At 42.5% G+C, this 20459-nt stretch carries 19 protein-coding genes; 16 read left to right on the top strand and 3 right to left on the bottom strand.

The annotated features are described in order from the left end of the window. The first annotated feature begins 5 nt into the window (after positions 1-5). A complete protein-coding gene (locus BFP75_RS05120; RefSeq protein WP_099543933.1) occupies positions 6-233 on the top strand; it encodes a hypothetical protein in 228 nt (75 codons plus the stop codon). Here BFP75_RS05120 and BFP75_RS05125 read toward each other — a convergent pair. Beyond that, the gene (locus tag BFP75_RS05125; protein WP_099543935.1) at positions 226-1131 is read right to left on the bottom strand and encodes a universal stress protein; all 906 of its coding nucleotides are present in this window, start codon (positions 1129-1131) and stop codon (positions 226-228) included. The two genes, BFP75_RS05120 and BFP75_RS05125, sit on opposite strands and share 8 nt — an antisense overlap. Positions 1132-1392: 261 nt before the next feature. Beyond that, positions 1393-2082, bottom strand: a complete 690-nt coding sequence (locus BFP75_RS05130; protein WP_099543937.1) for a Crp/Fnr family transcriptional regulator — start codon at positions 2080-2082, stop codon at positions 1393-1395. 120 nt (positions 2083-2202) lie between these two features. Between BFP75_RS05130 and BFP75_RS05135 the strand changes: the two genes are divergently transcribed. The 11 genes from BFP75_RS05135 to BFP75_RS05185 all read left to right on the top strand — a co-directional run bounded on the left by BFP75_RS05135 (position 2203) and on the right by BFP75_RS05185 (position 13426). Then, the gene (locus BFP75_RS05135; protein ID WP_099543939.1) at positions 2203-4599 is read left to right on the top strand and encodes a heavy metal translocating P-type ATPase; all 2397 of its coding nucleotides are present in this window, start codon (positions 2203-2205) and stop codon (positions 4597-4599) included. A 103-nt stretch (positions 4600-4702) separates the two neighbouring features. Then, positions 4703-4906: a cbb3-type cytochrome oxidase assembly protein CcoS gene (ccoS, locus tag BFP75_RS05140; RefSeq protein ID WP_099543940.1), complete on the top strand. Its 204-nt coding sequence runs from the start codon at positions 4703-4705 to the stop codon at positions 4904-4906. A gap of 6 nt (positions 4907-4912) precedes the next feature. Beyond that, entirely contained in the window at positions 4913-7114 is a 2202-nt protein-coding gene (gene ccoN / locus BFP75_RS05145) for a cytochrome-c oxidase, cbb3-type subunit I (protein WP_099543941.1), read from the top strand. A gap of 2 nt (positions 7115-7116) precedes the next feature. After that, positions 7117-7308, top strand: a complete 192-nt coding sequence (locus tag BFP75_RS05150) for a CcoQ/FixQ family Cbb3-type cytochrome c oxidase assembly chaperone (RefSeq protein ID WP_099543943.1) — start codon at positions 7117-7119, stop codon at positions 7306-7308. Then, positions 7305-8288, top strand: a complete 984-nt coding sequence (locus BFP75_RS05155) for a cbb3-type cytochrome c oxidase N-terminal domain-containing protein (RefSeq protein ID WP_099543945.1) — start codon at positions 7305-7307, stop codon at positions 8286-8288. Before BFP75_RS05150 ends, BFP75_RS05155 begins: the two co-directional genes overlap by 4 nt. 127 nt (positions 8289-8415) lie before the next feature. Further along, the gene (ccoG, locus tag BFP75_RS05160; protein ID WP_099543947.1) at positions 8416-9834 is read left to right on the top strand and encodes a cytochrome c oxidase accessory protein CcoG; all 1419 of its coding nucleotides are present in this window, start codon (positions 8416-8418) and stop codon (positions 9832-9834) included. Between the two features lie 14 nt (positions 9835-9848). Continuing rightward, positions 9849-10295 carry a FixH family protein gene (locus BFP75_RS05165; RefSeq protein ID WP_099543949.1) on the top strand — a complete coding sequence of 149 codons (447 nt, stop codon included), beginning with the start codon at positions 9849-9851 and terminating at the stop codon, positions 10293-10295. 5 nt (positions 10296-10300) lie between these two features. After that, positions 10301-11005 (top strand): sulfite exporter TauE/SafE family protein, encoded by a 705-nt coding sequence (locus BFP75_RS05170; RefSeq protein ID WP_099543951.1) that lies wholly within the window; start codon positions 10301-10303, stop codon positions 11003-11005. A 7-nt stretch (positions 11006-11012) separates the two neighbouring features. Further along, positions 11013-11501, top strand: coding sequence for a GTP-binding protein (locus tag BFP75_RS05175; protein WP_099543953.1), 489 nt, complete (start codon positions 11013-11015; stop codon positions 11499-11501). 25 nt (positions 11502-11526) lie between these two features. Next, entirely contained in the window at positions 11527-11940 is a 414-nt protein-coding gene (locus BFP75_RS05180) for a group III truncated hemoglobin (RefSeq protein WP_240531701.1), read from the top strand. Positions 11941-12031: 91 nt separating this feature from the next. Then, entirely contained in the window at positions 12032-13426 is a 1395-nt protein-coding gene (locus tag BFP75_RS05185) for a Gfo/Idh/MocA family protein (RefSeq protein WP_099543955.1), read from the top strand. Between the two features lie 97 nt (positions 13427-13523). On the opposite strand, the gene BFP75_RS05190 is transcribed toward BFP75_RS05185, so the two are convergent. Next, the gene (locus tag BFP75_RS05190; protein ID WP_099543957.1) at positions 13524-13982 is read right to left on the bottom strand and encodes an Lrp/AsnC family transcriptional regulator; all 459 of its coding nucleotides are present in this window, start codon (positions 13980-13982) and stop codon (positions 13524-13526) included. Positions 13983-14514: 532 nt separating this feature from the next. On the opposite strand from BFP75_RS05190, the gene BFP75_RS05195 reads away from it, so the two are divergent. The 4 genes from BFP75_RS05195 (at position 14515) to BFP75_RS05210 (ending at position 20282) form a co-directional block, all read left to right on the top strand. Next, a complete protein-coding gene (locus BFP75_RS05195) occupies positions 14515-17475 on the top strand; it encodes a TonB-dependent receptor (RefSeq protein ID WP_099543959.1) in 2961 nt (986 codons plus the stop codon). A 29-nt stretch (positions 17476-17504) separates the two neighbouring features. Beyond that, on the top strand, positions 17505-18008 hold the full coding sequence (locus BFP75_RS05200; protein ID WP_099543960.1) for a hypothetical protein: 504 nt from the start codon (positions 17505-17507) through the stop codon (positions 18006-18008). A gap of 29 nt (positions 18009-18037) precedes the next feature. Further along, complete coding sequence (locus BFP75_RS05205) at positions 18038-19228, top strand: pyridoxal phosphate-dependent aminotransferase (RefSeq protein WP_099543962.1); 1191 nt, start codon at positions 18038-18040, stop codon at positions 19226-19228. Positions 19229-19331: 103 nt separating this feature from the next. After that, on the top strand, positions 19332-20282 hold the full coding sequence (locus tag BFP75_RS05210) for a permease (RefSeq protein WP_099543964.1): 951 nt from the start codon (positions 19332-19334) through the stop codon (positions 20280-20282). Positions 20283-20459 lie beyond the last annotated feature (177 nt).

The raw sequence follows: 20459 nt of genomic DNA on the forward strand, positions 1-20459 counted from the left end.
TAAAAATGAAAGATTCAGTCTACGTTTGGGTGCTGATTACCACTTTAGCCCTAGTCACGGTTACCATCATGTCCGTAATGGATTTCCCTTTTAATTGGGTATTTTACTGCACCGTTTTGGGTCAGGCCCTGATTGTCCTAATGGTCTATAAAGTACTGACCGATAACTATAAGACGGACAAAACATTCAAGGATTTTTACGAGGACAATCCCATTGGAAATCGCCTTAATTAGGGACGACTACCTTTTCCTTTTTACTGGATTCCCTTAAGTGGGAGGTCATGCCCAATTCCGGTATGACCAAAAGCGGGATTTGGGTATGAAAGGCCACCCGTTTTACCACAGGCTCCCGTACCAATTGTTCCATATAGCTGTGTTGGTAGTTCAACATGGCCAGTAAGTGAATGTCCATTTCCCTGGAAAAGACCTCCAAAGTCTTGGATACTGAATTCAATTCAGACACGGTGTGCACGTAGTGTTCCACTTCGCCAAGATATTTGCGCAACATCCCTAAATTGAACAGTTGCAGTTCGGAAAGGGTTTTGATTTCATATTGCACATGCACGATACGTACGGTGGCATCAAAAATCCCCGCCAATTCTACCAAAGGCCTTAGCTCGGATTTGGTGTAAAAACGGTTAAAATCCGTGGCAAAAGCGATTTCCGTAGGTTTTTCAAACTCAAAATTTTGAGGAATGGCCAATACCGGACAATCCTTGACAGATTTGATGACCCGTACCGCATTACTTCCCATAAAGACCTCTTCCATACCGGTCGCCCCGGTAGTTCCCATAATGACCAATTCAATATCATAGGCCGTAATGCTTTCAATGACCTCATCCACCAACAAACTAAAGGAAGAAATGGTCTCAAAATGATGCCTATCGTTATTGAAGTCCTTCTGAACCCTTGCCACGAGATCCTCAAGTCCCTTTTGTGAATACTTTGAGGCACTGTTGGTCAACATGCTTTCTTCAAAGGTCGCTGCCATAAACCTACTTCCCGCAATGGCTGGCGTGTAGGTATTCAACAAATAAAAGGTACATTCCTGATCCCAGAACATGGAAATGGCATACTTGATGGCATTACAGGAATTATCCGAAAAGTCCGTAGGAATTAAAATATTCTTCATCTAATTTCAACTTTGAATCGGCGATAAAATTAGACCGTACGCTACGGTGAAACTATGACAATTATCAGGTTTAGATGAAAAGACATTAGATACCCAACAATAGTGCTTTTTGGATTTTGAATGTTAGTGAGGGCGATGTAGTGACATCCCATTGAACCCATCAAGTTAAATAAGCACTCAAATTTGCTTTAATCCGATAGAAAACAAAGTACTTGAGGCGATTGCACTATGTGATTGCGATAAATAATAAGAAATTAAGACTTAAAATCCTTCCACCAAATTTTTTAGGGCCTTCTCGTCCTTGATTCCGATTCTTTTTCCAGAGGTCCTCAGATACCCCTTTTTCTTGAATTCTGAAATGATGCGAATACAAGATTCTATGGCGGTTCCAACAACATTGGAGATATCCTCCCTGGATAGGACGAGTCTCAGGTAGCCTTCCTCATCCTCCCCAAAATTATTTTTCAAATACAAAAAGGCTTCGGCCATTCGCTGCTTTACGCTTTTTTGGCTCATGTTCACGATAACGTCGTCGGCCTCCTTAAGGTCGTGCGCCATATGCCTCAATACCTCCAAGGTAAAATTTGGGTTGGTATGTAACGTAGAGACTATTCCCTCCTTGGGAATAAAACAAACCTCCATGTCGCTCACGGCCACGGCACTCAGGTTTACGCTTTCTTCCGCCACTACGGATCGCTGGCCAATGACCTCACCCTTGCTGGCAAGTTTTACAATTTGATCCTTTCCGTTCTCGCTTAATTTGGATAGTTTGGATACCCCATCACGAACACAAAACACACCGTCAAGCTTTTCGCCCTCTTTAAAGATGGCTTCACCTTTCTTGATTAAACGCGTAGTTTTGGAATCCGATACCCGCTTTAATTCCTCCTTGGACATCGCACGTAAGGAATTGAATTGTCGCACGATACAATTTTCACATCTGCTTTCCATTTTATAAACTTTAACTGACCACTCAAAAGTAACACCTACAAGTTACGCAAAACCTGATAAATATCATATTTAAACACGGCCTCATTTCCAACCTTTGCCCAAGGTATTAGCAAATGAATTATGGAAAAGCAACATTGTTATCACTGTGGTGACGATTGCGATTCCGATAGTATCGAATACGACCAAAAATGCTTCTGTTGCAACGGATGCAAGACAGTCTACGAGATTTTTTCGGAAAACAATCTTTCCTATTATTACGATTTACAGGCTTCGGCGGGTTCTACACCCACGGCTATCGAAGGTACCTATGACTTTCTGGAAACGGATAGTTTAGTTGAAAAATTAACGGAATTCAATGATGGCAACCTCCAAATCGTCAATCTCTATGTTCCTTTAATACATTGTAGTTCCTGTATCTGGGTTTTGGAAAACATGAACAAGCTGAACCCGTTCATTACCTCATCACAAGTAAACTTTTCCAAGAAAACGGTACGGATATCCTATAACAGCAAAAAGACCAACCTAAAGGAGGTAGTGGTGCTATTGGCCAGAATAGGGTATGAACCCTATATATCCTTGGAAGATATAGATGGAACCAAAAAAAAGGTAGACCGAAGCCTTATCTACAAGTTGGGAGTCGCGGGGTTTGCCTTTGGCAATGTAATGTTTCTTTCCTTCCCGGATTATTTTGATATAAGCTCCAGCAAAACTTCCGGTGGCGAATTTTGGTTGAACCAATATGAAGTGGTTTTCAGATGGCTGATGTTCGCATTTTCCCTTCCGGTCGTTTTTTATGCGGGAGCCGATTACTTCATTTCGGCATACAAAGGGCTGCGATCCAAAATACTGAATATAGACGTTCCCATTTCCTTGGGGATACTGGTTTTGTTCGTTCGTAGCACGGTCGAAATCATGTTCGATTGGGGAAGCGGTTTTTTTGACTCCCTAACCGGCTTGGTTTTTTTCCTACTACTTGGGAAATTTTTTCAGCAAAAGACCTATTCCTTTCTCTCTTTTGAAAGGGATTACAAATCCTATTTCCCCATTGCGGTCACCAAAATCAATGATGATGGCACCGAGGTGAGTACACAGGTACACGAAATCAAGCAAGGTGACCTGTTGTTGATCAGAAATGGGGAACTGATTCCCGTAGACGGCCTTCTTTACAAGGGCAAAGCGCAGATTGATTACAGTTTTGTAACGGGGGAATCGGTTCCCGTGGAAAGGGAATTTGGCGATAAAGTATTCGCAGGGGGCAGACAAATGAACGGGCCAATTGAGGTGGAGGCCTTAAAATCCGTTTCCCAAAGTTACCTTACCCAGCTTTGGAGCAACTCGGTCTTTAAAACGGACAAGTCTACCCGATTCCAAAACATCACGGATAGTATTGGAAAACGCTTTACCATTGGGGTGCTCACCATCGCATTTTTGGCTACTTCCTATTGGTTGTATTTTGACGCGTCCTTGGCCATGAACGTTTTTACGGCCGTGTTGATCATCGCCTGCCCGTGTGCCATTGCATTGGCCTCCCCTTTTACCTTGGGCAACATGCTCAGAATATTTGGTCAGAAGAAATTCTATCTACGGGACACAGCTGCCATTGAGCAATTGGCCCAGGTAGACACGGCCATATTTGACAAGACCGGCACGATTACCACATCCAAAAGAAGCTGGGCCACTTATGAAGGGATGCCGTTGACACGGGAAGAAGAATCCCTTTTAAAAAATACCTTAAGGGCCTCGAACCATCCCTTGAGCAGAACCTTATACGATATTCTGTCAGACCACAATATTTATACCTTGGATGAGTACGAGGAACACGTGGGCAAAGGCCTCGAGGGTAGTAAAGGCGGCAAGCATATTAGGGTTGGATCATCAGAATTTGTGGGCAACCGGGAAGTATCGGATAGTTTGAATACGGCGGTGCATGTTGCGAGCAATAATGCGTACAAGGGCAAATACGTCTTCCATAATCAGTATAGGGAAGGTGTTTCGGAGGTTTTTAGGCAAATGTCGGAACAATTACAATTGGCCATTCTATCCGGGGATAACGAAGGGGAAAAGAAAAACTTGGAAAAACTCCTGCCAAAACTCACCCCACTGTACTTTAATCAAAAACCAGAGGATAAACTGGCCTTTATTACATCCCTGCAGGAACAGGGAAAAAAGGTGCTGATGGTGGGTGACGGTCTCAACGATGCCGGTGCACTTGTCCAAGCGGAGGTAGGCATCGCAATTTCAGAAAACATCAATGTATTTTCTCCTGCCTGTGATGGCATTATGGATGCCTCAAAATTCCAATACCTATACCAGTATATCATCGCCTCAAAGAAGGCCATGAAGATTATAAAACTGAGCTTTTTATTGTCGCTCCTTTACAATGTCGTGGGACTTTATTTTGCGGTTACCGGGCAGTTGCAGCCCGTAATCGCGGCCATTTTAATGCCCTTGAGCTCCATTAGCGTGGTCGCCTTTACAACGGTACGGACCAACCTTTTGGGCAGAAAATTGGACTAAGGAACGATAAGGAATAAGCATTTTAATAAAATTTTTAAAACTGATAAATGTCATATTTAAAAGGAATCAACAACGGTAATTTTACCCCGAAATTCAGGTAGGTATGAGTGTTATATATGTGTTATTGGCCATTAGTATCATCGTTGCCATTGTCTTTTTTACAGCGTTTATTTTATCCGTAAAAAATGGGCAATATGACGATTCCTATACGCCATCGGTCCGAATGCTCTTCGAGGACGAACTGGTAAAAGAAAAAAAGAGTTTACAAAAATCCAACATGGATACATCAATAGAATCAAATAACTAATCAACTATGGAAGTACAGCAGTTTTATTACGATAACAAAATCGTAAAAAAGTTTATCTACGCCACAATGCTTTGGGGAATTGTGGGTATGTCCGTGGGCCTATTGTTGGCCTTTATGTTCCTGTTCCCTAATGTAACGGACGGGATTTCTTGGCTAAGTTTTGGCCGTTTAAGACCCTTGCATACCAATGCGGTCATTTTTGCCTTTGTGGGTAACGCCATTTTCGCCGGTGTTTATTACTCTACCCAGCGTCTCTTAAAGGCAAGGATGTTCAGTGATGTCCTGAGCAACATCAACTTTTGGGGCTGGCAATTGATTATCGTGGCCGCGGCCATAACACTCCCTTTAGGATACTCGACCTCTAAGGAATATGCAGAACTTGAGTGGCCCATCGATATCGCAATAGCCCTAGTTTGGGTAGCATTTGGGGTGAACCTGATCGGTACCATGATCAAGAGAAGACAACGTCATTTATACGTTGCCATTTGGTTCTATTTGGCCACATTTGTTACCGTTGCGGTACTCCATATCTTCAATAGTTTGGAATTACCGGTAAGTGCCTTAAAAAGTTACTCCGTATACGCTGGAGTGCAAGATGCCTTGGTACAATGGTGGTACGGCCACAATGCGGTGGCATTCTTTTTAACGACACCGTTCTTGGGGCTGATGTACTATTTTGTTCCCAAAGCGGCAAACAGACCTGTATACTCCTATAGACTTTCCATTGTACACTTCTGGTCCCTGATATTCATATATATTTGGGCGGGACCTCACCATTTGTTATACTCTGCATTGCCGGATTGGGCCCAAAACCTTGGTGTTGCTTTCTCGGTCATGTTGATAGCTCCCTCCTGGGGTGGTATGATCAACGGTCTGTTGACCTTAAGGGGTGCCTGGGACAAAGTTCGTACAGATCCTACCCTAAAATTTATGGTGGTAGCGATTACCGGTTATGGTATGGCCACTTTTGAGGGGCCTATGCTATCCTTAAAGAACGTAAACGCCATAGCGCATTTTAGTGATTGGATCATTGCCCACGTACATGTTGGGGCCTTGGCCTGGAACGGTTTCTTGACCTTTGGTATGATCTATTGGTTGGTTCCGAAAATGTTCAAGACGCGTTTGGCTTCCGTTGGGCTTGCAAACTTCCACTTCTGGATCGGCACCCTAGGTATTATCCTATATGCTTTGCCTATGTACGTTGCAGGGTTTACTCAGGCACTGATGTGGAAAGATTTTAACCCAGATGGTACTTTGGTATACGGTAACTTCTTGGAAACCGTAAACGAGATCATCCCTATGTATTGGATGCGAGCCATTGGCGGTAGCCTTTTCATCGTAGGTGCCATCGTAATGGTGTACAACATCGTTGTAACCATCAAATCCGGACAAAAAGTAGAGGATGAATTGGCCGAAGCCGCTGCACTGACCCGGGTATCCAAAAACAGGACCGCAGGGGAAACCTTCCACACTTGGTTGGAACGTAAACCCATTCAATTGACCATTTTGGCAACGGTTGCCATTCTTATTGGTGGTATCGTTCAAATTGTACCTACCATCATGGTGAAATCCAATATTCCTACCATCACCAGTGTAAAACCCTATACACCATTGGAATTGGAAGGACGGGACCTGTATATCCGTGAGGGGTGTGTGGGATGCCATTCCCAGATGATCAGGCCTTTTAGAAGTGAGGTAGAACGCTATGGGGAATATGCCAAGGCCGGGGAGTTCGTATACGACCACCCATTCCTATGGGGTAGTAAAAGAACAGGGCCGGACTTGTTAAGGGTTGGTGGAAAGTATTCCGATAACTGGCACCTCAACCACATGTACGATCCGCAGACGACCTCTTCCGGGTCCATAATGCCGTCCTACTCTTGGTTGGTACGCAACAAACATGACAGAAGCGGGGTTCAGGATAAAATGGAGGCTATGGTTACCTTGGGAGTACCATATACTGATGAGGATATTGCCAATGCCGAAGCCAGTATGAGCACTCAAGCCGTTCAAATAGAGAAAAACCTTTATAGCGACCCGGATTTTGCGAAGACTTATGAAGCCGATAAAAAATATGCCGCTGAAAATGGGGAAGAATTCATAGAAATGCGCGACAGGGAAATTGTTGCCATGATTGCCTACCTGCAACGTTTGGGTACGGACATAAAAATTAAGGAAACAAACGAACTAATCTCAGAAAATAAATAGCCATGCTAAAGTTTGTAAAAGGATATATGGAAAACATTGAGGGGGTAGCCACCTACCCAATGATTTCGTTGATGATCTTCTTCGTCTTCTTTATAGTTCTGTTTTGGTGGGTCTTTACGGCATCCAAGGATTATGTAAGAGAAGTAAGTGAAATACCCCTAGACAATAACAACCAACAAAATATTGAATTATGAAAAACCTAGGACCTTGGTGGATCAGACTTCCACTACTATTTTTCGCCATATTTGGCTTGACGGAGTTTTTTGTGGACTCCGGGGACAAACCCGCCTTTCTTGACCAACCCATTGTTGCCCTTTTTCTAGGCTTCATTCTCCTTTTGCTTGTGGGTATTGAGCTTATTCTGGCCTCCATTGAGAATGTCATGTTCCAGACCCTTTCAGAGGAAGCAAAGGAACGTTACCTGGCTTCCAAGCAACAGGGCTTTGAATGGGCTTGGGGCAAAAGAATGTACGAAAAGCTATTGGGCTCCAAACCTATTGAAGCGGAAGGTGAAATTATTTTGGATCACAATTATGATGGTATCAGGGAGTTGGACAACAAACTTCCGCCATGGTGGGTATATATGTTTTATGCCACTATCATTTTTGGTGTCGTTTACTTGGTTCGCTTCCATGTTTTCCATGACTATGATCAAGATACCGAATACCTAACGGAAATGACCTTGGCAGAAGCCGAAATAGCGGAATACAAGAAAAATGCAAAGGATTTGGTAGATGTAAATACCGTGGAAGTTTTAACCGATGCATCGGACATTGCCGCAGGTAAAAACATTTTTGAAACGAATTGTGTAGCATGTCACATGGCCGACGGTGGTGGGGGAATCGGCCCTAACCTTACAGACCAGAACTGGATATTGGGAGGCGATATCAAATCGGTCTTTAATACCATTTCAGAAGGTGGTAGGGACGGTAAGGGTATGATCGCCTGGAAGCAGAGCCTGAAACCTTTGGAGATGGCACAAGTGTCCAGTTACGTATTGAAATTTCAGGGAACCACACCAGCCAATCCTAAGGCACCTGAAGGGGATATCATCGTAAACCCCCATATGGACGTAGAAGGAGCGCCTGCTGTTGATTCAGTGCTAATAGAAGTTGAAGTAGATACTTTGGAATTTACCAAGACCATTGACGAAGAAGGTAGCGTAATAGAGTAGCGATTCCTTATTGGATTACCACATGCTATTATTAATTGGCATGTGGTGGTTCAAAAAAACATCGACCATAGAATAGAACATAAAAAATCAACTATCCCTATTTTAAAGCAAGACAAACTAAACCGTAATGGCACAAGATCAAGATAACTTTAGGGATTCTATTGGCACGATAAACGAGGAAGGAAAAAGAGCTTGGGTTTTTCCCAAAAAACCCAGTGGTAAGTTCTATGAATACAGAAAATACGTGAGTTATTTTCTGCTTGCATTCTTGTTTGCCGCGCCCTTTATAAAAATTAATGGCAACCAATTTTTGATGTTCAATGTATTGGAACGCCGTTTCAATATTTTTGGATTTCCATTTTGGCCCCAGGATTTTCATTTGTTCGTTATTTCCATGATCATCGGTGTGATTTTTGTCGCGCTTTTTACCGTTGCTTTTGGACGTATTTTCTGTGGATGGATGTGCCCCCAGACCATTTTTATGGAAATGGTCTTCAGGAGGATCGAGTACTGGATCGATGGTGACCGTGGGGCCCAAATAAAATTGGACCGACAAGCTTGGGATGCCGAGAAAATTAGGAAAAGGGTATTAAAGTGGTTCATTTTCTTTGTCATTTCATTTTTGATCGCCAATATATTCTTGGCCTATCTGATCGGCAGCGACCGTCTAATACGCTATATAACAGACGGTCCTTGGGAGCATGTAAGCACTATTGTATCCTTATTGATTTTTACGGCAGTCTTTTATTTTGTTTTTGCCTGGTTTAGGGAGCAGGTTTGCATAATTGCCTGTCCCTATGGTAGAATGCAGGGGGTACTATTGGATAATAAGTCCATAGTTGTAGCTTATGACCATAAACGCGGAGAGGCGGAAAACGGTCGTAAAAAATGGCGTAAAAATGAAGATCGGGAAGCCTTGGGCTATGGGGATTGTATCGATTGCTTTCAGTGTGTGAACGTGTGCCCTACCGGAATCGATATTAGAAACGGAACCCAGCTAGAATGTGTAAACTGTACCGCCTGTATCGATGAGTGCGATACCATCATGGAAAAGGTAAACCTACCAAAAGGTCTTATTAGGTATGCGAGTGAGGATGAAATCACCAAAAAGGAGAAATTCAAATTTACGCCCAGGTTAAAGGGCTATTCGGCCGTACTTATCATACTCATAGGGGTGCTAGTAGGTATGATGTTTCTACGCAATGATTTGGAAGCCAATATTCTTCGGTTACCAGGCCAACTTTACGAGCACAAGGAAGGAAATATCATTAGTAATGTGTACACCTATAAACTGGTGAACAAGACCACAAAGCCCGTAGAGGATGTAAGCTTTAGGCTGCTTTCGCACAAAGGCACGGTGAAGTTGGTCAGAAATGAAAATTTCGAAGTACCTGCACAGGATTTGGCCGAAGGAACGCTCTTTATAGAGATTGACAATGCTGCCATAAAAAGCGATAAGGAAAAAGTAAAAGTGGGGGTATATAGTGGAGATGAATTGGTCGAGACGACCCTATGCTCCTTTATGGCGCCTAGAAGTTATAAATAACTAAAAAATAAGAGATGAAAATCAATTGGGGAACTGGAATCGTATTGGCCTTTATAGGTTTTATTGGCTTTATTATGTTTTTTGTAGTACGAATGAGTACGGACACACGCGCCAACCACGACCTTGTCACAGAAGATTACTATAGGCAGGAACTGGCCTATCAGAAAGAAATCGATGCCCAGAACAATGCTAACAAGGACATCAACCAAGTAGAGGTGAATAAAAGTGCAAACGGACTTGAAATAGTATTCCCCATAAAATTGAACCCAAAAGAAATAGAAGGAACAGTGTCCCTATACAGACCATCTAATAAGCAATTGGATTTTGACTTACCCATAAGTTTGTCCAATAACCATTTGCTCATACCTGACAACCGCTTGTTGGATGGTCGCTGGGACATTAAAATACGTTGGAACTACAATGGCACCGAATATTTACATAAAGAAAAAATAACTTATTAGACCACATGCTTTTGTCCGCACTCATTTTAGGATTTATGGGAAGTCTCCACTGCGTGGGTATGTGCGGACCCATTGCCTTTATGTTGCCCGTTGATCGCAAAAGCAACCTCAAAAAATTTGGGCAGATCAGCCTTTATCATCTGGGAAGGCTTCTTGCCTATGGCATTATCGGTTTGGTTTTTGGGCTTTTGGGAAAAGGGCTTTATGTCTTTGGAATGCAGCAAAGACTTTCCATTGCCGTAGGGATTGTAATGATCCTCTTGGTTCTAATTCCCGCGAAGACCCTTAACAGGTTTCAATTGGGACGCCCGGTTTATAAAATCATATCAAAAATTAAAAGTAGGTTGGGCCAGGAATTCAAAAAGAAAACGGCCGACACCTTTTTGACAATAGGTTTCCTTAATGGTTTTCTTCCCTGCGGCTTGGTTTATATGGCACTTTTTGGGGCCATAGCCATGGGAGATGTGGCACAAGGTAGCCTTTATATGATGTTATTTGGCCTGGGAACAGTTCCCCTAATGACAACTGCCGTATACTTTAGTGCTTTGCTAAAAGGGAACGCAAAGAAACGGATCCAAAAACTGATTCCGGTATTCGTCGTCCTTATGGGAGCGCTTTTCATTTTACGCGGACTTGGATTGGGCATACCCTACGTATCTCCAAAACCGGTAACCCAAATGGTATCGGCAGAAATAGAATGTCACCCATGAACGACCTATGAAAAATCTGTCCAATGAAATCGTTCTTAGACCTAGGTTTCAACTTGAGATTTTAGGCAATAGGGAAATATTGTTGCGAAAATTCTTGGACTCAAAAAAAGACCCATTTCTCATCAAGTGCCTGGACAACCATATTTTTATCGGATACAATAAGGCAACCACCCATTTTGGCTCCCCCCAACTGCACTTGGAAATAGATGCATTGGATGAAAAAACCTCCAAGATCTACGGTTTTTTCGGGCCAAACCCCACCCTATGGACCTTTTTCATGTTCTTACACTTTGTGGTAGCTACCCTATTTATCATAATTGGCATTTGGGCCTATGTAAGCGCATCACTGAACAAACCATACGGACCTCAAGTTGGATTTATGGTAATTCTGGTGGTAGTTTGGTTCGCACTCTATACCTTTGGACAGATGGGAAAAAGAAAAGGCAAGCCCCAGATGCAAGAACTGTATGCCTTTATGATGGAAACCTTGGGATAGATTCACCCGCCCTCCTTCCAATTAAATGTCCGCCATTGTAGTTATGAGCACCAAAGCTGAAATAAAGAGCCGAAAAGATATAGCGCTGCTTGTAAACACTTTTTATGAAAAAGTGCGGAAAGAGAATACCCTAGGACCCATTTTCAATGGAATAATTTCCGATTGGGATGCCCACTTGGAAATTTTGACGGATTTCTGGGAATCCCAATTGTTCCTGAAAAGGAAATATACCGGTGACCCGATAAAGGCCCATATAAAAACCGATGACTACATGGGTAACACCATGGCCATGGAGCACTTTGGCATTTGGCTAAACCTATGGTTCGCCACAATAGACGAACTATTTTCCGGAGAAACGGCATGGATTGCAAAGAACAGGGCAAGGAAAATGAACACCATGCTCTTTATGAAAATTTTTGAACATCGTACCGCCAAATAAACCTGCGGCACGTTTTCCATAAGATTTATCGTTCAAAAATTCCTATTTTTAGAACCGACGAATTCAATTACAAACCAAGCCCGTTTTGATTATGAGCAAGAAAAACTCCCGAAGGTCCTTTCTAAAAAAGGCGACCTTGACATCCGCAGCCGTAACTTCCAGTCCATTTCTATTAGCTGGAAGCTTCGAAGAAAAATTGATTCTTAGCAGACACTATACGGCGCACTCCTTTTCGGCGAACGACCATATAAACATCGCCTTGATTGGAACAGGTATTCAAGGGATTTATGATACGCAGACGGCCCTAAAGGTAGACGGTGTCCAATTGGTTGCCGCCTGTGACCTGTACACGGGCAGATTGGAAAGGGCCAAGGAACTTTGGGGAGCATCCATCTACACCACTAGGGATTATAGGGATATATTGAATAGAAAGGATATCGATGCCGTCATTATTGCGACACCGGACCACTGGCATCAAAAAATTACGATCGATGCCCTAAAAGCAGGTAAGCATGTATACTGCGAGAAACCCATGGTGCAAAAACCTGAAGAAGGCCAGGCCATTATCAACGCTCAAAAAGAAAGCGGCAAAATATGCCAAATTGGGAGCCAGGGTATGTCGTCTCTGGGCAATGAAAAAGCAAAAAAACTTTATGAAGAAGGTGCCATTGGGGATTTGGTCATGTTGGATATGTATAACGACCGATATTCGGCAGAAGGCGCGTGGCAGTACCCCATACCACCCGATGCAAATACGAAAACCGTAGACTTCGACACCTTTTTGGGGAAAGCGCCCAAAGTTCCTTTTGAGCCCAAACGGTTTTTTAGATGGCGAAACTACAGGGACTATGGGACCGGTGTTGCGGGCGATTTATTCGTACATGCTTTCTCCACTTTAAACCACGTAATCAGTTCCATGGGTCCTAACCGTGCGCTGGCAACAGGCGGACTCCGCTACTGGAAAGACGGTAGGGACGTCCCAGACGTTTCCATTACCCTATACGATTATCCAAAAACGGATACCCATGCCGCCTTTAACGCTGCCTTCAGGATCAATTTCATCGCCGGTAGTGGCGGTGGTGGGGGCTTTAAGCTTATTGGTACCGAAGGGGAAATGGAAGTGGGACAAAATTCGGTTACAGTAAGACGTTCCAAACTCAGTATGGTACCCCAAGGATATTCCATGGTCTCTTTCACGGAGGAAATGCAGGAAAAGATCAGGGCTGGTTATGACCTGAATACCTTGGAACCAAGAACTTCTTCCTTAAGCACGGGCACTACTACTTGGGAGGCTGAGAGAGATTATAAAGGAGGGCATTATGATCATTTCAATAATTTCTTTACGGCGATTAGGAACAATGGTTCCGTAATCCAGGACCCTACCTTTGGACTGAGGGCCGCTGGTGCTGCCCTATTGGCGAATGATAGCTACTTTACCCAGCAACCCGTAGATTGGGATCCCGTAAACATGAAAACACAAAAATGATAAAGCTTTAGGAATATTATTAACTCAGTACTTTGATGTATATCAGGGGTATTTAAATAGGTAAAGACTTAAAAAAATTCCGATCTATACATCTTTGTCATTGAAAATATATATGTCTTGAAAGGTTCTCCTCTACAGAAATAAAGGATTCTATGCCCTTGATGCCTTTAATCATAAGAATGGAGTCCTGATATATTTGACGGTAGTGTATACTATCCCGCGCATGCATTTTTACGAAAATATCGTATTTCCCGGTAACATGGTGCACCTTTACTACTTCCCCAACCCTCATAAGATTTGTTATTACTTCCTTGTATAATGTACTTTCCGTAAGATAGATGCCAAGAAATATAGTTAGTTTCCAATCCATCTTACTGTAATCCAGATTTAAAGTTGCGCCAACGATCAAACCTAGCTCCTTCATCTTCCTCATTCTAGCATGTACCGTTCCGGGGGAAATGATCATTCGTTTCGCCACCTCGGTATACGGGGTCTGGGCATCCTGGGTAAGGATGTTCAAAATTTCAAAATCGACTTGGTCTAATCTATTTTTCACAAAATTGCTAATAAATACAATTTAAAATATTATATATCAATACATTATACCCATTAATCCCACATTGAAAGGATTTGAACATACAAAGGTAAAGATAATTTAACGTTTCCTAATTTTTGATTATAATTACATAATTAAATGTTATTTATACTAAATATTCAATAATTTAAAATCCAAAAATTATTGTTTTGATAAAAATAATGCAATATCATGTATTGCCAATTTCACCAGCTTTTGGATTTTTTCAAAACCAAAAATACCATATCGACATTAAAAGCTAAAAATATTGGCGATATGTCAAAAAATGAAACCTTAAGTGCTGATTTTAAGGGTTTTAATAAGATATGCTCCCTTTTTTATTTCATTATCTCTGATTAATATTGTCTAAATCAATAAGGGCTTAAAAAACCCATTATGATTATAGAACAAGTGTCCGGAACTTTTCTTTTAATCACACCACTGTCACAAATTAAGTGATTACTTACCAGTGTGTCAGTGCTGTTTTGAGTACTAACTATCTAAACCTCAGATTATGAAGAAAGTTTTATTTTTTTTGCTTTTCCTGTGTATTCTCACCCATTCGTATGCACAAGAAATAACCATCTCCGGGAAAATCTCTGACACAAGCGGTCCTTTGCCCGGGGTAAATATTAGAGTGAAAGGAACATCTAAAGGTGTAATATCCGATTTTGACGGAAATTATTCCATTGTATCCTCAAGGACCGGAACATTGGTTTTTTCCTATCTCGGCTACGGAACCAAGGAAGTACCAGTTAATGGCAATAGTACTATAAATGTAATACTGGAGGAGTCTGCCCAGCAATTAACGGAAACAATTGTAGTAGGCACAAGAGGACAGGCACGAACCAAACTGGAAACCGCCGCCCCTGTGGACGTCATAAGTATCAAGCAACAGCAAATAAACATGCCACAGTTGGACATTGCCCAAATGCTAGTAGCTTCGGCACCTTCATTCCAAGCAGTACGTTCGCAAGGAGGTGACCTTAGTTCATCCGTGGCACCTCCTTCCCTTAGGGGCTTGGCACCAAACCAACTCCTCGTTCTTGTCAATGGTAAAAAACGACATAGTGGGGCACAATTAATTGGCACGGCAACAGGAAGTGCTGCCAATTCAGTTGATATGGATTTTGTTCCCCTCGATGCCATCGATAGGGTGGAGGTTTTACGTGACGGAGCCTCCGCACAGTATGGATCAGATGCCATCGCCGGGGTCATCAATTTTGTTACTAGAAAGGGAACAAACTTATTTACGGCCAATTATACCACGGGATTTTATACCAATAGCAATCCGGATATTAGCGATTCAAATATTAGCGAAGCGGATCAGGCCCTGCTAAACGATACCGGGGGCATAGATGGAATAACTCATCAACTAGGAATAAATTACGGTACCAGTTTTGAAAAAGGTGGATATTTGAACGTTTCTGGAATGTATCGGCAAAATGAGGCGGCCATTAGGCCAAACATAAGTGGAGCCACTCCATACGGAAGTTCATACTTAAATAACGAAAGAACGGATTCCCGGGGCAATCCAATAATTACCAATCCTGAATTGTTAGCGGCACAGGCAGCCGGAAATACGGCACTAGCAGCAGAGCTTCAAACCGATGCCGGGCTATTGGCGGCACGAGGACTTACGGCAAGGGACATTTCTACCTTTGCAGGTCTACCTGCATCCGTATTAGGAGTTGTTTCCTACGCTTTGGAACTACCTCTTTCAGAAAGTACGGAAACCAACTTTTACTCCTTTGGGGATTTTGGCTATAAATCCGGTGATCTTTTCGGGTGTTTTTATCGAAGGTCGGCCCAAACGGATCGTTTTAATTTTGACCTATACCCCAACGGGTTTAGACCTCAAATGATCAATACCCAGACGAATATCGCATTTACAGGGGGTATTGAAGGAAAGCTTGGCGATTGGGATTTTGATTTTAGTAATACGTTTGGCACCAATACTCAAAGGTACGGGCAATTCAATACGTTCAATGCCAGCTTACAATCAGAATCCCCTACAGAAATGGATTTGGGCACCCATAAATTTTCGCAGAATACATCCAATTTTGATCTGTCCAGGTTCTACCCTGATGTATTATCTGGCCTTAACATTGCAATTGGAGGCGAATTTCGTATAGAAAACTACATTATAGAAAGGGGTCAAGAAGAAAGTTATACTGCTGGCGATGCTGGCCGCATTACGGCCACAGAGGATAACCAAGCACTTGTTGGACCGGACGGATTTCCATTGGAGGATCTAAATGGCAATCCTATCGTTGACAGCAATGGAGATGCGCTAATATTGCCGTTTGCCGGGGTTAGTTCCTACCCGGTTTTACAATATAGCCCAAACTCTCAATGTTTTAGAGGATTTGCACCTGAAAACGAAGCCAATGCCTTTAGGTCCGTAACTGGTATATACTTGGATGCGGAATTGGATGTTACAAAAAAGTGGTTCGTAAGTGGAGCGCTCCGTACGGAACAGTACTCTGATTTTGGAGGCGTATTTACAGGAAAGTTTGCCACTCGTTATAAAATCACCGATAATTTTGCCGTTAGGGGATCCGTAAGCAACGGGTTTAGAGCTCCATCCTTACAAGAGCTCAACTATTCACATACCTTTACCTTCTTTGTGGACCTACTTCCCTTTGATGGCACTCTTTATCCCAACAATAGTCAAGTAGCAAAAGCCATTGGCATTGGGCAGTTACAAGAAGAAAGATCTACCAATGTGGCTTTTGGAATTACCGCAAAACTATTCAACAAACTGGATATTAGTATAGATGCATTTCAAATTGATATCACAGACCGTCTCTTTGAGACAGGTAACTTCAGTGCTACCCAAGCGCCCGTTCTGGAGCCTTTGATCGGTTCAGGCCTTGCTAGCTTTAGGATCAACGGAGGAGATATCAGTACAAAGGGTATTGAATTTGTAGCCAATTATACCGATAGGCTTGGTGAAGGCATGCTAAACCTAAATTTTTCAGGATTAATTTCAGATAGGACCTTCGAGGGCGCAAATGTACCGGACTTGAATACAGTGTTGTCAAATCAAGAGCTTGAAGATCTTTATATAGACAGAGCGATAATAGGCGCCTATGAACAAGGTTTGCCAAATACACAATTGATCGCTTCTGCAACTTACAGTTTGGGAAAATGGTCCGGGATGTTGCGAGGAACCTATTTTGGGGAAATTTCTAGATTAGATGATGGCATTGGCACCCTTACCGATGAAAATTTTCCAAACGTGGGTGAACAAGGATTTTCAGATCAAACGTTTTCCGCACAGTTCACCACAGATTTGGGAATAACCTATGCGGTATCCAATAATTTATCCTTCACATTGACCGGTCAGAATATTTTCAATAACTATCCGGACCTATACAGAAGCGAGGAAAGAGGTTTTTACCTGTATGGCAATGCACAACAAGGTTCCCTTGGTGCCTTTTACTCTGCACGGGCAACATTGAGTTTCTAAATTTTAAGCAATAATAAAAAGCAAAAGACATGATAAAGATATTTATAAAAAAGTTAGGGGTATTTACCGTAATGCTGATTGCGCTCGCTTCATGCGATTTAGAAAGACTGGAGCCAGCCCTGGAAGTGGCCGATGGCGGGGGAACTCTGGAGACCTTTACGGCTTACAGCATAAATTCTACAGATCCCATGGGATCTAACGTATATGGAAGGATCGTTTTTTGGGAAACCGACCTGGACCAGACCTTGGTACAGATATCCTTATACAACACAATCGATGATACCCTTCACCCTGCCATTCTGGTAGAAGGCGCTGCAGGTGTGGGCACATCGACCATGATGACCTTGGATGAAGTGAATGGTAGTACGGGTGAATTATCGGATAGTAAGTTCTTCCTGATTGCAGACACCGCTTTCTATGGCTCCATTACAACACTCAACGCGCACGTAAGCATTAGTTTAAGCCCAACCGACGATACTGTAGTAGCTGCCGGGGACATAGGCATCAATGCAGAACCTGTAGAAACAAATTAGAGAACAGTAAACTTAAATATAGCACTTAAATGAAAACAAATGTAAACAGAAGAGAATGGCTCAAAAGAGGCGTTCTCACCGCTGCAGGAGTAATGGCAGCACCTTATTTGACCTACGGAGCTTTTCCGTCCCAACCTATTAGGATAGATGCGGATGGGAATATTCCTTACACTCCATTTTTTAAGGAGTATCTACCTTATGCTCTTACTGCACCTGTGGAGTTGGAAGCAAAAATCAATGCCAACGAAAATCCGTATGGACCGTCCCCAATGGCTGTAGAAGCCATGCAAAAATGGGCGCCAAAAGGTAACCGTTACGCATGGAAAGAATTGTACGAATTGATGGACAAGATTGCCTTGGAAGAGGGTGTAAAACAGGAAAACATCATGATGGGACCTGGTTCCTCTGATTTGTTGGAAAAAACCGCCATGGTATTCTTCAAAGAAGGAGGTAATATAATATCCGCTGATCCGGCATATATGTCCTTGATCAAGGTGGCCGAAGCAACGGGCGCCACTTGGAAGCCTATTCCGCTGAAAAAAGATTGGTCGCATGATTTGGCCGCTATGGAAGCTGCCATCGATACCGAAACAAAATTGGTATACATCTGTAACCCGAACAACCCTACAGGTAGTATGACTGACCATGATGAATTGATCGATTTCTGTTCAAGGGTATCGGAAAAGACACCAATTTTCGTGGATGAAGCCTATTTGGGATTCTTGGAAGACGGTGCTAAGAAGAGTATGGTTTCCTTGATCAATGAAGGAAAAAATGTGATCATCGCCCGTACATTTTCCAAGATACAAGGGATGGCGGGATTACGTGTAGGTTACATTGTGGGCCAACCCGATACTTTGGAAATCATCCAGAAAGTAACCCGTGGTGGCATGGGCATTACCCTGCCTTCCGTTTATGCAGCTATGGCAAGTATGGACGATATTGCCTTTAAGGATAAATCCAGAAAATTGAACAAGGAATGTAGGGAGTATGTATATGAGAACCTTGAACGAATGGGGTTTGAATATGTTCCCTCTTCAACAAGCTTTATATTATTCCCAATTGAAATGGAGGGTCGAACCTTCTTGGAAAAAATGACCGCCCTTGGGGTTGGCGTTAGGGCTTTTGACATCTATGATAAAAATTGGTGCCGAGTAAGCATGGGTACTATGGATGAAATGAAGTTGTTTACAGCTGCCCTAGAAAAAGTGCTAGTTTAAGTTTGATTAGCCCAGGAGTTGGATTGGTTTGACAATTGCCTTGATAATCGTCTTTGTCCGACTCCAAGGGGCTGATCTAAGTTCACCAACCCCGTAATTCCCTATGAATTTTGCCCTTCAAAAAACCTTAGAACTTCTAATCATAATTGCAATAGGCTTCTTTTTACAGAAGAAAATTGCCAAGCAAGATCTTAAGGGTATAAAGGAAATTATTCTATGTGTTGCATTACCCGCGACAATATTTGTGGCACTATTGAAGATCGAGCTTAAAGGAAGTCTTTTAATATTTCCCCTACTGGCATTGGCTTTCAATTTTATCATGCTTTTTGCCTCCAAATATCTTTTAACGGCAACGCTGCCTATAGGGGAGACTGCCAAAAAAAGAACATTACTGATGCTTTTACCTTCGTTGGCACCGGGTCTATCATGCTTTCCATTTATCGTGGTATATCTTGGCGACGATTCTTTGGCGTTAGCGGCCCTATCCGATGTGGGTAACAAAATATTTGTATTGATCCTGCTCTATATTTTGGCCATGCGATGGCATCGCCTTGCCACTGCCAACGCTAATCAGAAAATAACTACCAAAAGTAAACTTAAAGGGCTACTTCTATCGCTACTTAACGAACCTATAAACATGGTAATTGTGATTGGCCTTGTTTTATTGGGATTTGGAATATCGATTACTTCGCTACCAAAATTTCTACAGAATACTGTTTTGAGCCTTACTTCCTTAATGACCCCATTGGTACTTCTATTTATTGGTATGGCGGTACGAATAAAATCAGGAGAATTTGGGGTTATTTTGTCAATGCTGGTCCGTAGGGCCGGGCTCACCTTCTGCTTGTCGGCGATATTTGTCTATGCATTTCCCAGCTTAACGCCTGCTTTGATCCTGCTTTTGATCGTTTTTCCTCAGAGTTCTTGCAGTTTTTGGCCGTTTGCCCATATGAATGCCATAAATTCCATGGAAGAAAATAGTAACTATCAACATACAACGTTCGATACCAATTTTGCGGTAAACATTTTGGCTTGTTCCCTTCCGTTTTCGTAACTAATCAGTGCTGATAAAGTTGTCAATTCATTTGGATCCTACGAAAGATTATCGGATCTTTCGGTTATCGAAAAGGATAAGTTCATATCGGAGTTATTGGTTCGTTTGGAGAATCTTGAGCGTGCGAACCGTCGTTTGGCCGACCGTGTTGTTGAACTTGAGGGACTTTTGGTCAAG

The sequence above is a fragment of the Maribacter sp. 4G9 genome (assembly GCF_002742265.1).
GTDB lineage: Bacteria > Bacteroidota > Bacteroidia > Flavobacteriales > Flavobacteriaceae > Maribacter.

Excerpts from the sequence above, each read along its gene's own strand:
- BFP75_RS05120 (WP_099543933.1), top strand. The coding sequence starts at position 6 with ATGAAAGATTCAGTCTACGTTTGGGTGCTGATTACCACTTTAGCCCTA.
- BFP75_RS05125 (WP_099543935.1), bottom strand. The coding sequence starts at position 1,131 with ATGAAGAATATTTTAATTCCTACGGACTTTTCGGATAATTCCTGTAAT.
- BFP75_RS05130 (WP_099543937.1), bottom strand. The coding sequence starts at position 2,082 with ATGGAAAGCAGATGTGAAAATTGTATCGTGCGACAATTCAATTCCTTA.
- BFP75_RS05135 (WP_099543939.1), top strand. The coding sequence starts at position 2,203 with ATGGAAAAGCAACATTGTTATCACTGTGGTGACGATTGCGATTCCGAT.
- ccoS (WP_099543940.1), top strand. The coding sequence starts at position 4,703 with ATGAGTGTTATATATGTGTTATTGGCCATTAGTATCATCGTTGCCATT.
- ccoN (WP_099543941.1), top strand. The coding sequence starts at position 4,913 with ATGGAAGTACAGCAGTTTTATTACGATAACAAAATCGTAAAAAAGTTT.
- BFP75_RS05150 (WP_099543943.1), top strand. The coding sequence starts at position 7,117 with ATGCTAAAGTTTGTAAAAGGATATATGGAAAACATTGAGGGGGTAGCC.
- BFP75_RS05155 (WP_099543945.1), top strand. The coding sequence starts at position 7,305 with ATGAAAAACCTAGGACCTTGGTGGATCAGACTTCCACTACTATTTTTC.
- ccoG (WP_099543947.1), top strand. The coding sequence starts at position 8,416 with ATGGCACAAGATCAAGATAACTTTAGGGATTCTATTGGCACGATAAAC.
- BFP75_RS05165 (WP_099543949.1), top strand. The coding sequence starts at position 9,849 with ATGAAAATCAATTGGGGAACTGGAATCGTATTGGCCTTTATAGGTTTT.
- BFP75_RS05170 (WP_099543951.1), top strand. The coding sequence starts at position 10,301 with ATGCTTTTGTCCGCACTCATTTTAGGATTTATGGGAAGTCTCCACTGC.
- BFP75_RS05175 (WP_099543953.1), top strand. The coding sequence starts at position 11,013 with ATGAAAAATCTGTCCAATGAAATCGTTCTTAGACCTAGGTTTCAACTT.
- BFP75_RS05180 (WP_240531701.1), top strand. The coding sequence starts at position 11,527 with ATGTCCGCCATTGTAGTTATGAGCACCAAAGCTGAAATAAAGAGCCGA.
- BFP75_RS05185 (WP_099543955.1), top strand. The coding sequence starts at position 12,032 with ATGAGCAAGAAAAACTCCCGAAGGTCCTTTCTAAAAAAGGCGACCTTG.
- BFP75_RS05195 (WP_099543959.1), top strand. The coding sequence starts at position 14,515 with ATGAAGAAAGTTTTATTTTTTTTGCTTTTCCTGTGTATTCTCACCCAT.
- BFP75_RS05200 (WP_099543960.1), top strand. The coding sequence starts at position 17,505 with ATGATAAAGATATTTATAAAAAAGTTAGGGGTATTTACCGTAATGCTG.
- BFP75_RS05205 (WP_099543962.1), top strand. The coding sequence starts at position 18,038 with ATGAAAACAAATGTAAACAGAAGAGAATGGCTCAAAAGAGGCGTTCTC.
- BFP75_RS05210 (WP_099543964.1), top strand. The coding sequence starts at position 19,332 with ATGAATTTTGCCCTTCAAAAAACCTTAGAACTTCTAATCATAATTGCA.